The organism is Sphaerisporangium sp. B11E5 (assembly GCF_039871875.1).
Taxonomy (GTDB): domain Bacteria; phylum Actinomycetota; class Actinomycetes; order Streptosporangiales; family Streptosporangiaceae; genus Sphaerisporangium.
The window spans coordinates 1-14,288 of sequence record NZ_JBDPMD010000089.1 but is presented as its reverse complement, the minus strand read 5'-3'; the positions used below and the strand labels follow the sequence as shown (position 1 = coordinate 14,288).

Genomic DNA, 14,288 nt, shown 5'->3' with positions numbered 1-14,288 from the left:
CAAGCTCAAAGACCGAGTCATCCACCCCCACCCGCTCCAGCCCCAGCACCTCACCAAACACCCCACAAAGCACCACTTCCACCGCCGTAGCCGGCTCCCGCCCCCCCACCCCTCCGAACTGAGGAACCGGCAACGCCCCCCGATCGAGCTTCCCGTTCACAGTGACCGGCAACGCCTCAAGCACCACCACCACCGACGGCACCATGTACTCCGGCAACCGCCCCCCCACGTACTCCCGCACCACCTCACCAAGATCCCGCCCCGCGAGATCGAAATCCTGACCAGCGAGGACGGAATCGGCACCCGCCAGGGCCGCACCCTCCCCACCGCTGTACGTCGTTCCTTCTTGGCGCCGACGCGGCGGGACGTGGTACGGCGAATCCGGCGCCTGCGAACGGCGGCCCACCGGAACCACATACGCCACCAACCGCTTCACCCCAGGCAGATCCTCACGAGCGATCACCGCGACCTGCCCCACAGCAGGATGAGAGGCAACGACGCTCTCGACCTCAGCCGGCTCCACACGGAACCCACGAATCTTGACCTGATCATCAGCACGACCGGCGAACATCAACGCACCCGACGCCGTCCACCGGGCGAGGTCTCCAGTGCGATACATCCGGACACCCTGGTCGAACGGGCAAGCCACAAACCGCTCCGCGGTCAACGCCGCCCGGCCGTCGTAACCACGCGCCAGACCAGAACCGGCGACATACAACTCACCGACCACACCCGGCGGGACGGGACGCAAGAACTCATCCAGCACATAAGTGCAGGTGTTGTCCCGCGGCCCCCCGATCGGCAACACCTCCGGCGCCTTCGCACCAGGAGCGACGACGTACGTGGTCGCGCACAACGTCACCTCGGTCGGACCGTACAAATGACGCACCCGCAAACCCGGCGACACCGCCAACACCTTGCCCACCGAACCAGCAGGAACCACATCACCCCCGGTCAACACCTCACTCAACCGGCACAACGACCCCGGCGACTCCTCAGCCAAAACACCGAACAACCCAGCAGTGACATGAACATGCGACAACTCATACGACTCGATCAAACTCCCGACCATGGCCGCGTCCACCACCCCAGCAGGCGCAACCACAACCGTCGCCCCATGAACCAGCGGAACCCACAACTCATACGTCGAGGCATCGAACGCGTGCGGGGCATGCATCAGCACCCGATCCCCCGCACCCACCCCCCACCCACCATCAGTCACCAGACCACACACACCACCATGCGTGGCCACGATCCCCTTCGGCACCCCGGTAGAACCCGACGTGAACATCACATACACCGACGACCCCGAACAGACCGCCACCCCAGGCGCCGAACCAGACTGAGCACCCACCTGCGCGACAACCAACGGGTCATCCCACAACACCGCACCAGAAACCACATCAGCAGTACCCGACTCCGCGATCACCAGATCAGGCGCCGCCCCCTCCACCATCAACGCCACCCGCTCCGCCGGATAAGCAGGATCCACCGGCACATACGCCGCACCAGCCTTGACCACCCCCAACAGCAACACCACCAGATCCACCGACCGCTCCATCACCACCCCAACCCGCCCCTCAAGCCCAACCCCCCGCGCCAAAAGCCACCAAGCAACCCGATTGGCCCGCACCTCCAACTCCGCATACGTCAACCGCACCCCGCCGCCGGCGACCGCCTCGGCGTCAGGCGTGCGAGCGGCCCGCTCCTCCACCAACCCCGCCAACGACACCCCACCCACCGGACGCCGAGTGGCGTTCCACCCCTCGACAACCGCCCACCGCTCCTCGTCGGAGAGCACGTCCAACGCCCCGACCCGCACCGAAGAATCGGCCACCACCTGCGCGAAGACCCGCTCCAGCCTCCCGGCCAGCACCCGCACCGCAGCCTCATCGAACACGTCAGGCCGGTAGTCCAGCCGCAGCCCCAGCGAGTCCCCAGGAACGGTGATCAAGGTGAGCGGGTAGTGCGCCGCGTCCTCCCCGTCGACGACCCGCAGACCGCCAGGACCGGCGAGGGACTGCGCGTCATGCGGATAGTTCTCGTAAACCAGCAGGCTGTCGAACGACGCCCCCGCCCCGGCCGCCCGCTGGATGTCCGCCAGCCCGAGATGCTGGTAAGCGATCAGCTCCGACTGCCGCACCTGCAGCTCGGCAAGCAACGACACGAACGGCGAAGCGGGCTCCAAAGTGACCCGCACCGGCACGGTGTTGATGAACAGACCGAGCATCCGCTCGACCCCGGGCAGATCAGCGGGACGCCCGGAGACGGTCGCCCCGAACACCACGTCGCTGCGCCCGGTCAGCGTCCCCACCAGGACCGCCCACACCCCCTGCACGACCGTGTTCACCGTCAGCCCGTGCGCCCGCGCCAGGTCGCGTAAGCCCTGAGTCAGCGGCTCCCCCAGCCGTGTGGTCACATGGCGGGACGGAACCGTCTCGGCGTCGGGTGCGACAGGCGCGACGAGGGTCGGCTCGGTGACCCCGGCGAGCGCCCGCCGCCACACGTCCCGGGCGGCATCCGCGTCCTGGCGGGCCAACCAGGCCAGGTGGTCGCGATACGGGACCGCCGGGGGAAGGCCGGAGGCGTCGCCGCCGGCCGCGTAGATGTGGGCCAGTTCGTCGAGGAGGACGGGGAAGGACCACCCGTCCAGCACGATGTGGTGCATCGTGATGACGAGCCGGTACCGCGAGCCGTCCAGCTTCACCAGCAGCATCCGCAGCAGCGGCGGCTCCGCGAGGTCGAACCGCGCCATATCGGCCTCGGCCAGACGGTCGACCTCAGCCAGCCGACGACGATCAGCCTCAGTGAGCCCGCCAGCGGCGCCACCCGCCTCAGCCAAGCCGTCCCCAGAGGGGCCGGTGACGCCTGCCTCAACCTGGCCGTCAAAGGGCATGCCGGTGAGGTCCGCCTCGCGCCAGGGCAGCACCGCGTCCCGGACGACCACCTGGATGGGCCGGGGCGAATCCTCCGGCTGGCGGAACCCGGAACGCAGCACGGTGTGCCGGTTCAGCAGCGCCTGGGCGGAGGCGCGGAGAAGAGCAGGGTCGAGGGTGCCGTCGAACTCCAGGACGCGCCGGCTCACGTACACGTCGTGGGTGTCGTAACGGGAGTGGAAGAGCAGCCCTTCCTGGAGCGGCGACAGCGGCAGCACGTCCACCAGGCCGGGAACGTCGGCTTCGAGGCGCTCGATCTCCGGCTGGCTGAGGGTGACGAGCGGGAAGTCCGACGGGGTGTGGCCGCCGCCGGACGTGGCGGCATGCGTGGTCAGCCCTTCGAGCATCGCCGACCAGCCCGCCGCGATCCCCCGCAGCGTGGAGTCGTCGACGAGCCCGGCGGGAGCGGACAACGTCACGGTCAGCTCGGGACCGTCAGGCAGGTCCCTGACCAGCCCACCCGCCTCCAGGACGTGGGTCAGCGCCATGCCGGGGTCGACGGTCCCGCCGAGGACCGTCGCGGGGTCCGGCTGCCAGTGACCGCCGCCTTCCGTGGCGGGGGTGAACCGGCCGAGGTAGTTGAAGCGGACCCGTCCCACCGGCATCCCGGCGAGCACCCGCGCGGTCTCCGGGTTGAGGTACCGCAGCAAGCCGTATCCGAGCCCGTCCCCGGGAACGGCCCGCACCTGCTCCTTGATCCGCTTGAGCAGCCGCCCCGCTTCCGGCTCGCCCGTCCGCACCAGCGCCGGATCCACCGTGCCCGGGTCCAGCCGCACCGGGTACGAGTTGGTGAACCACCCGACGGTCCTGCTCAGATCCATGTCGTCGGTCAGCGGCACCCGCCCGTGCCCCTCGACGTCCACCACCACCCCGCCGGCGAGCGTCCGCCCATCCCTTCGGCGCCACTCGTCCAGTGCCGCGACCAACCCGGCCAGCAGCACGTCCGCGATCCCGGCGTGGAACGCCGAGGTCACCTTGCTCAGCAGTTCCGCCGTGCCGGGGACCTGGAGGGAGACCTGCCGCATCCCCCCGGCCACGGTGTCCACCGCCGGATCGGGCTCCCGTTCGCCGAGGACGGCGACCGGCCCGTCGAGCATCCCGGTCCACGCCTCCAGTTCACCGGCCCGCTCCGCACCGGCCGCCTGTCCGGCCAGCGCGTCGGCCCACCGCCGGAACGACGTCCCGGCCGGCCCGAGATCGGGGTCGCCGGACTCGTAGGCGGCGGCGAGGTCGGGCAGGACGATCCGCCAGGAGACGGCGTCGATGACGAGGTGGTGGGCCACCAGCAACAGGCGGCCCGGGGTGGCGGGGCCGGCGTCGAACCACACGGCGCGCACCATGCGGCCGTCCCGCGGAGACAGGAGGGTGGCTTCGTGTTCGGCCCGTGTGCGCAGGGCGGCGGGCCAGTCGGCAGCGGGCCATGCGGCGGCGTCGACGCGGGTGACGGCCGGGGTGACGGAGCCCGGGGGCGGGATCTCCAGGTGGGAGCCGTCCGTGTCGAGGCGGGCGCGGAGGATGTCGTGGTGGTCGAGCACGGCCCGCATGGCGGTGCCGAGACGGGCGAGTTCCAGGTCCGGGGGCGTCTGCACCACCATGATCTGGGTGAACGACCCGGTCAGCGCGGCCGGCCCGGAACGTTCCGCCAGTTCCCGCATGAACGGCGTGAGCGGGACGACACCGGTCCTCGGTTCCTCGACGGCCGGGGCGGACGCCGGGGTGTCCGCGACTCTGGCGAGGGCGGCCGGGGTGCGCAGATCGAACATCTGGCGGGCGTTGATGGTCAGACCGGCACGGCCGGCGCGGGCGACGACCAGCATGGACATGATCGAGTCGCCGCCGAGCTCGAAGAACGAGTCGTCGGCACCCACCCTGTCCAGACCCAGCACCTCGGCGAACAGGGTGCAGAGCAGTTCCTCGGCGGGGGTGGCCGGGGCGCGGCCCGCTGAGGTGCCGAAGTCGGGGGCCGGGAGGGCGGCCCGGTCGAGCTTGCCGTTGGCGGTGACCGGGAGCTCGTCCAGCGTCACGAACGCGGACGGGACCATGTAGTCGGGGAGCTTGCTCGCGGCGAGGTCCCGAAGCTCGGCTGTGTCCACGCCGCCCTCACGGGGGACGACGTAGGCGACGAGGCGTTTGACCCCGGGCTGGTCCTCACGGGCCAGGACCGCGACCGTGGTCACGTCGTCGTGGGCCGCCAGGACGGCCTCGATCTCGCCGAGTTCGATGCGGAAGCCACGGATCTTGACCTGGTGGTCCACCCGGCCCCCGTACAGCAGCTCACCGTCAGCGCTCCAGCGAGCCAGGTCCCCGGTACGGTACATCCGCCCCCCGAACGGGGAAGCCACGAAGCGTTCCGCCGTCAGACCCGGGCGGCCGGCGTAGCCGCGCGCCAGTTGCACACCCGCCAGGTACAGCTCGCCGATCACGCCGGGAGGTACGGGCCGGAGGAAGTCGTCCAGCACGTAGACCTGGGTGTTCCACACCGGGCGGCCGATGGGGACGGCGCCGGAGGGGGACTCGCGGGAGCAGTCCCAGTACGTGACGTCCACGGCGGCCTCGGTGGGGCCGTACAGGTTGAACAGCTCGGCGTCGGAGCGCTGGTGGAACCCGGCGACCAGCTCGGCGGACAAGGCCTCGCCGCTGCAGATCACCCGGCGCAGACCGGGGCAGCGGCCCGGCGTGAGCTCCTGGAGGAACGGGCCGAGCATCGACGGCACAAAATGCATGGTCGTCACGCCGTACCGCTCGACGGCGTCCACCAGATACGCCGGGTCACGATGCCCGCCCGGACGGGCCATGACCAGGCCGGCACCGGCCAGGTGGGCCCAGAAGAACTCCCAGACCGAGACGTCGAAACCCGACGGCGTCTTCTGCAGCACCCGGTCGTCCGCCCCCAGGGGGAACCGGTCCTGCATCCACAACAACCGGTTCACGATCGCCCGGTGACTGATCACCGCACCCTTGGGACGACCGGTGGAGCCCGAGGTGTAGATGACGTACGCCGGGTGGTCGGGGGCCACGGCCCAGTCGAGCGGGGCGCCGGAGTGGGACATCACGCGGGCGGACGTCTCGGGGTCGTCCCACATCTCCTGGGTGCACACCACGGCGGGGGCGGCGTCCGCGAGGATGTAGTCGATGCGGTCGGCCGGGTACTCCGGGTCGACCGGGACATAACACGCCCCGGCCTTCAGCACGGCCCACAACACGACCATCAGGTCGGCCGAGCGGTCCATCAGCACCGCGACCCGGCTCTCCGGGCCTGCGCCGCGGCCGATCAGCCAGCGGGCGGTCCGGTTGGCACGCTCGTCCAGCTCGGCGTAGGTCAGGGACGTGCGCTCGTCCAGCACCGCGAGCGCGTCCGGGGTGCGCGCCACCTGAGCGTGGAACAACTCGGGCAAGGTGGTGGGAGCGACCGGCTCGGCGGTGTCGTTCCAGTCGCGCAGCACGGCGTCGCGCTCGCCCTGTTCCATAACGTCGAGGCCGGACAGCCGCAGGGCGGGGTCCGCGGCGACCTGCTCAAGCACGCGGCGCAGGCGGGCGGCCAGGGTGAGGGCGGTGGACTCGTCGAACAGGTCGGCCGCGTACAGCAGGCTGCCGCCGAGCCCCGCGGGGGCGCCCCGGTCGTCGCGGCGTTCGGTGAGGGTGACGGACAGGTCGAAGCGGGCGGCGGCGCTCTCGCCGGTGTCGACGGGGCGGACGTCCAGGCCCGGGAGGGCGATGGCGGTCTCGGGGAGGTTCTGCAGGACCAGCATCACCTGGAACAGGGGGTGCCTGGCCAGCGAGCGCTCCGGGCTGAGCTCGTCCACCAGGCGTTCGAACGGGAGGTCCTGGTGGGCGTAGGCGCCGAGGTCGGTCTCGCGGACCCGGCTCAGCAGCTCGGCGAACGTGGGGTCGCCGCTCACGTCGGTACGCAGCACCAGGGTGTTGACGAAGAACCCGGCCAGGTCCTCAAGCGCGCTGTCGCCGCGACCGGCCACCGCGGTCCCCACAGGGATGTCGGTGCCGGCGCCGAGACGGGCCAGCACCATGACCAGGGCGGCCTGGACGGCCATGAACATCGTGGCGCCGCCGGCCCTCGCCGCCTCCGCCAGGCCGGCGTGCGTCTCAGGGGCGATCTCCAAGGGGACCGTGCCGCCGCGGAACGACGCCGTCGCCGGACGCTGGCGATCGGCGGGGAGGGTCAGCTCCTCGGGGAGGTCGTCCAGGGTGGAACGCCAGTAGGTGAGCTGCTCGGTGATGAGGCTCTCCGGGTCGTCCAGCTCGCCGAGGGCCTCGCGCTGCCAGAGCGCGTAATCGGCGTACTGGACGGGCAGCGGACGCCAGTCCGGAACGGCGCCCTCGCGGCGGGCGGCGTACGCCGTGCGCAGATCCCGCACGAGGACGCCCATCGACCAGCCGTCCACGGCGACGTGGTGCGCCACCAGGGCGAGCACGTGCTCGGTGGCGGAGACGGTCAGCAGCTCGGCACGCCACGGGAGGTCGCGGGTCAGGTCGAATCGGGTGGCCGCCACGTCCGCCAGCGCGGCCGGGAGCTCGTCCGGGGTGACCCGGCGCCTGCCGAGGGGCGGGCATCCGGCCTTGCCGGACAGGATGTGCTGGTAGGGGACGCCGCCGTTGTCCGGGAAGAGGGTACGGAGGGTCTCGTGGCGGCCGGCCACGTCGCCGAGAGCGGCCTCAAGCGCGCTCGTGTCCGGCTCGCCGGTGAGGTGGAGAGCCAGGGGGACGTTGTAGGCGGCACCCGCGCCGGCCTCCTCCAGCCGGTTGAGGAACCACATGCGCTGCTGGCCGAAGGACAGCGGGAGCACCTCGGGGCGTTCCCTCACGTCGAGCGCGGGCCGCCGGGCCCTGCCCTCCGCGCCTTCCACGAGGCGCGCGAGCGCCGCGACCGTGGGGGCCGCGAAGACGTCACGGATGCCGGCGGTGGTGCCGAGCACGGACCCCACGCGGGCGACCAGGCGCATGGCGAGCAGGGAGTCGCCGCCGAGGGCGAAGAAGGACTCCTCGGGGCTCACCCGGTCCAGGCTCAGGACCTCGGCGAACAGGCCACAGAGGATCTCCTCCACTGGAGTGGCGGGGGCGCGGCCCTCTTGGGTGCCGAAGTCGGGGGCCGGGAGGGCGGCCCGGTCGAGCTTGCCGTTGGCGGTGACCGGCAGGTGGTCCAGCGTCACGAACGCGGACGGGACCATGTAGTCGGGAAGCTTGCTCGCGGCGAGGTCCCGAAGCTCGGCTGTGTCCACGCCACCCTCACGGGGGACGATGTAGGCGACGAGGCGTTTGACCCCGGGCTGGTCCTCACGCGCCAGGACCGCGACCGTGGCCACGTCGTCGTGGGCCGCCAGGACGGCCTCGATCTCGCCGAGTTCGATGCGGAAGCCGCGGATCTTGACCTGGTGGTCCACCCGGCCCCCGTACAGCAGCTCGCCGTCGTTCGACCAGCGGGCGAGGTCTCCGGTGCGGTACATCCGTCCCCCGAACGGGGAAGCGACGAAGCGTTCGGCCGTCAGACCCGGGCGGCCGGCGTAGCCGCGCGCCAACTGCACACCGGCCAGGTACAACTCGCCCATCACCCCGGGGGGTACCGGACGCAAGAAGTCGTCCAGGACATAGACCTGGGTGTTCCACACCGGGCGGCCGATGGGCACCGCACCGGAGGAGGTCATGCGGGAGCAGTCCCACCAGGTGACGTCCACCGCCGCCTCGGTCGGGCCGTACAGGTTGAACAACCCCGCACCCAACCGCCGCCCGAACTCCGCCACCAGCTCACCCGACAACGCCTCACCACTGCAAACCACCCGCCGCAGCCCACCACACCGGCCAGGCTCGACCTGCTGCAGGAACGGACCCAGCATCGACGGCACAAAATGCATGGTCGTCACGCCGTACCGCTCGACGGCGTCCACCAGGTACGCCGGATCGCGGTGGCCGCCGGGGCGGGCCATGACCAGGCCGGCGCCGGCCAGGTGGGCCCAGAAGAACTCCCAGACCGAGACGTCGAAACCCGACGGCGTCTTCTGCAGCACCCGGTCGTCCGCCCCCAGGGGGAACCGGTCCTGCATCCACAACAACCGGTTCACGATCGCCCGGTGACTGATCACCGCACCCTTGGGACGACCGGTCGAACCCGAGGTGTAAATGACATAGGCAGGGTGAGCGGGCAGAAGCACCGACTCCAGCGGGGTGGCGGGCTCGGCGGCCACAGCCGCGACCGTCGCCGGGGCCTCCCACAACTCCTGAGTACAGACCACCGCCGGAGCCGCATCACCCAAGATGTACGCGATACGGTCCACCGGGTACTCAGGATCAACCGGGACGTAGCACGCCCCAGCCTTCAACACCCCCCACAGCACCACCATCAGGTCGGCCGAACGGTCCATCAGCACCGCCACCCGGCTCTCCGGACCCGCCCCCAAACCCCGCAACCACCGCGCCACCCGATCCGACCGCGCATCCAGCTCCGCGTAGCTCAGCGACGTGCCTTCGTGCAGCACGGCCACCGCCTCCGGGGTGCGGCGGGCCTGCTCACGGAACAGCTCCACCAGCGTCGTGGACGGCACCGGGTGCGCGGTGGCGTTCCACTCCTCCAGCACGGTGCGCCGCTCGGCCGGGTCGAGCACGTCGAGGTCGCTCAGCCGTACCGCCGGGTCGGCGGACACCTGGGCCAGTACCCGGGCCAGGCGGGCGGCGAGCGCCTGGGCGGCCGGCTCGTCGAAGAGGTCCACGGCGTACTGGACGCCGCCGGACAGGCCGGCGGGGGCGCCGTGCTCGTCGTGGTGCTCGGCCAGGCCGACGGACAAGTCGAAACGGGCGCTGACCGTGCCGTCCTGCGGCAGCGGCGCCACCTCCAGGCCGGGCAGCTCCCAGCGGGCCCGCGCCCCGGGGTCGTTCTGCAGGGTCAGCATGATCTGGAAGAGCGGGTGGCGGGCCAGGGACCGCTCAGGGCTGAGCTCGTCCACCAGCCGTTCGAACGGCACGTCCTGGTGCGCGTACGCCGCCAGGTCGGTCTCCTTGACCCGGGCCAGCAACTCGGCGAACGTCGGGTCCCCGCTGACGTCGGTGCGCAGCACCAGCGTGTTCACGAAGAACCCGACCAGGTCCTCGAGCGCCTGGTCGCCGCGTCCCGCGACCGGGGTGCCGACGGGGATGTCGGTGCCCGCGCCGACCTTGGCGAGCGTCATCGCGAGCGCCGCCTGCACGGCCATGAACAGGGTGGCGCCGCCCTCGCGCGCGGCCCTCAGCAGCCCCGCGTGCACCGGCGCCCCGACCTCGACCGGGACCGACCCGCCGCGGAACGACGCCTCCGTGGGCCGCACCCGGTCCGCCGGGAGCGTCAGCTCCTCGGGCAGCCCCGCCAGCGCCTCCCGCCAGTACGCGAGCTGCGCGCCGAGCAGGCTCTCCGGGTCCTCGGCCTCGCCGAGGGTGTCCCGCTGCCAGATCGCGTAGTCGGCGTACCGGACCTCCGTCTCCGGCCAGTCCGGTGCCGTTCCCGCGCGCCGGGCCGCGTACGCCGTCCGCAGGTCCCGCGCCAGCACCCCCATCGACCAGCCGTCGACGGCGATGTGGTGCGCCACGAGGGACAACACGTACTCGCCGCCGCCGAGTTCCAGCAGGTCGGCCCGCCACGGCACGTCCCGGGTCAGGTCGAACCGCTCGACGGTCAGCGCGGCGAGCACACCCGCCTGCTCCTCCTCGCCGACCTCCCGCCGGCGCAGCACCGGCCGTTCGGAGGCGACCCGCCGCCACGGGACGCCGTCCCGCTCCGGGAACACCGTCCGCAACGACTCGTGCCGCAGCGCCAGATCCCCGAGCGCCTCCTCCAGCGCCGCCACGTCCAGCGCCCCAGAGATCCGCAACGCCAGCGCGAGGTTGTAGGCGGCCTCACCCCCGCCCTGCTCCATGCGGTTGAGGAACCACATCCGCCGCTGCCCGAACGACAACGGCACCTCATCGTCGGCATCCCGCTCGACTCCGCGCACACCCGCGGCCCCCGGCCCGGCCCCGCGCACCCCCGCGGCGGCACGGTCGACCAGGCCCGCCACCGCGGCGACGGTCGGCGCCGCGAACAGGTCCTTGATCCCGACCTCGGCGCCGAGCACCCCGCGCACCCGCGTGATCAGCCGCATCGCCAGCAGCGAGTCCCCGCCGAGGTCGAAGAACGAGTCCTCCGCCCCCACCTCGGCCAGCCCCAGGACTTCCTGGAACAGCCGGCACACCGCTTCCTCCGCCGGTGTCTCCGCGCCCCGGCTCCGCGTCCCGGCATAGTCCGGCACCGGCAACGCGGCCTTGTCCAGCTTCCCGTTCACCGTCACCGGCAAGGACCCCAGCACCACGAAGGCCGCCGGCACCATGTACTCCGGCAACCTCCCCCGCACGTACTCCCGAACCTCGCCGCCGAGATCGCCCGCCCCGCCGGCCGGGACCACGTACGCCACCAGGCGCTTCACCCCGGGCTGGTCCTCCCTGGGGACGACCGCCGCCTGCGCCACGGACGGATGCCCGGCGACGACCGCCTCGATCTCACCCGGCTCGATGCGGAACCCGCGGATCTTGACCTGGTCGTCGGCACGCCCGGCGAACGACAACTCACCGTCCGGGGTCCAGCGGGCCAGGTCACCGGTGCGGTACATGCGCCCGCCGTACGGGCAGGCCACGAACCGCGCGGCGGTGAGCCCCGGACGGGACGCGTAGCCCCGGGCCAGCCCCGGCCCGGTGACGTACAGCTCCCCCGCGACGCCCGGAGGTACCGGCTGGAGGAACTCGTCGAGCACGTAAGCGCGGGTGTTCCAGATCGGGGCGCCGATCGGCACGGCGACACGCCCCCGCGCCGGGGCCAGCGCCTCGGTCATGGTGGCGCACACAGTGGTCTCGGTAGGCCCGTAGGCGTTGAAGACCCTGCGGGAGTCCGCCCACCGTTCCACCAGCTCAGGCGGGCACGCCTCACCCGCGACGACCAGGGTGCCCAGGCACGCGGGCAGCTCCTGCACCCCACCGAGGACCGACGGCGGCAGGGTGACGTGGGTGATCTCGTGGTCGGCGAGCAGGTCCTCGACCCGCCCGAACGGCGGCATGCGATCGGCCTGAGCCAGCACCAGCGTCGCCCCCGCCAGCAACGCCATGCAGATCTCCGACACCGCCGCGTCGAAACCCAACGCCGCGAACTGCAACACACGAGACCCCGGCCCCACACCGAACCGCTCGATCTGCGACCCCGCCAACCCCGCCACACCGGCATGCGAGACCACCACACCCTTCGGAGTACCGGTGGACCCAGAGGTGTAGATCACATAGGCCGCCAGCGCCGGGTGCGGGGCAACGCCCCCGGCACGGCTCCGGGCCTCCGCCACCGGGCCGGCGTCCCGGCCGCCGGACACCTCGGCCACCACGGCCGGGTCGTCCCACCGCACCCGGGCGGCGTCCGCGGGCAGCACACCGGCGGTCGCCGCCGTGCACACCGTCAGCGCCGGGGCCGCCTGGTCCAGGATGAAGCCGATCCGCTCCGCGGGATAGGACGGGTCCACCGGGACGAAGGCCGCGCCGGCCTTGGTGATCCCCAGCAGGATCGCCACCAGGTCGGCCGAGCGCTCCAGCACCACCGCGACCCGGTCCTCGGCCCGCACCCCGCGACGGGACAACCACTCCGCCACCCGGGACGCGCGGTCCGCCAGCTCCCGGTACGTCCACGTGGCGTCCGGGCCGTGGACGGCGACCGCGCCGGGGGTGCGCCGGGCCTGGGCCTCGAAGAGCTCGGGCAGCGTGGCGGGCGGCAGGTCGCGGCCGGTGGCGTTCCATGTGTCCAGGAGGGTGTGCCGCTCCGCGGCGTCCAGCAGGCCGAGGCCGCTGACGCGTACCTGGGGATCGGCCGCCACGTCGGCAAGCACCCGCAGCAGGCGGCCGGCCAGCGCGGCGGCCGTCGGCTCGTCGAACAGGTCCTTGGCGAACTGCAGGTCACCGGCGATCCCGGTGGGCGTGCCGCGCTCGTCCCGTTCCTCCACCAGCGTGAACGACAGGTCGAACCGCGCGGGCACCGCCTCGTCCGGCAGCGTCTCCGCGTTCATCGGGTGCACGGTCAGGCCCGGGAAGTCCCAGCCGGACTCCGGCAGGTTCTGCAGCACCAGCATGACCTGGAACAACGGGTGGCGGGCCAGCGACCGCGCCGGGTTGAGCTCGTCCACCAGCCGCTCGAACGGCACGTCCTGGTGCGCGTACGCCGCCAGGTCCGCCTCACGCACCCGCCCCAGCAACTCCGTGAACGTCGGATCCCCGCTCACGTCCGTCCGGAGCACCAGCGTGTTCACGAAGAACCCCGCCAGGTCCTCAAGCGCCCGGTCCCCCCGCCCCGCGACGGCCGTACCGAGGGGGATGTCCGTCCCCGCCCCCAGCCGTGTCAGCAACATCGCGAGGGCCGCCTGCACCACCATGAACATCGTCGCCCCACCCCGCCGGGCGACGTCCGCCAGCCCCGCGTGGATCTGCCCGTCCACCCGGAACCGCACCACCCCGCCCTCGAAGGACGCCACCACCGGCCGCCCCCGATCGGCAGGCAGGTTCACCTCCTCGGGCAGCCCCGCCAGCGCCTCCCGCCAGTACCCGAGCTGCTCCCCGAGCACGCTCCCCGGGTCGCCGGGATCCCCCAGCACCTCCCGCTGCCAGAGCGCGTAATCGGCGTACTGCACCGGCAACGGCTCCCACCCCGGCGCGTCCCCCGAGAGCCGCGCCGCGTAAGCGGCCCGCAGGTCCCGGGCGATGATCCCCATGGACCACCCGTCCACCGCGATGTGATGCGCCACCAGCAACAACACGAACTCGGACTCGGACAACGCCAGCAGCTCGACCCGCCAAGGCAGATCCACCGCCAGATCGAACCTCTCCCCCGCCGCCGCGACGAGCACAGCAGGCAGTTCCTCCTCCGCCACCCGCCGGACCCGCACCTCCGGCCGCCCCCGCTCCCCATGGAGCACCCGCTGACAAGGCTCCCCGTCCACCTCGGGAAACACCGTCCGCAACGCCTCATGCCGCTCGGCGACATCCCCCAGCGCCCCCCGAAGCGCCCCCACATCCAAAACCCCCGACAGCCGCAACGCCATCGGCACGTGATACCCGGCCCCCGCCCCCACCTCAGCCAACCGCTCCAACACCCACATCCGCCGCTGCCCGAACGACAACGGCACCACCTCACCCCGCCCCTGAGCGACAACCCCCACCCTCCCCTCCCGCCGCCCCTCAACCAGAGCCGCCACCCCCGCAACCGTCCCCCCCGAAAACACCTCACGAACCGTCACCTCAACCCCCAACACCGCCCTGACCCGCACCACCAGCCGCATGGCCAGCAACGAGTCCCCCCCAAGCTCAAAGAACGAG

The 14,288-nt window shown here is 72.2% G+C and carries 1 protein-coding gene; it reads right to left on the bottom strand.

The features are described from left to right. On the bottom strand, positions 1–14,131 hold a 14,131-nt coding region (locus tag ABGB17_RS38340; RefSeq protein ID WP_347639221.1), incomplete at its 3' end, for an amino acid adenylation domain-containing protein. Positions 14,132–14,288: the final 157 nt, after the last annotated feature.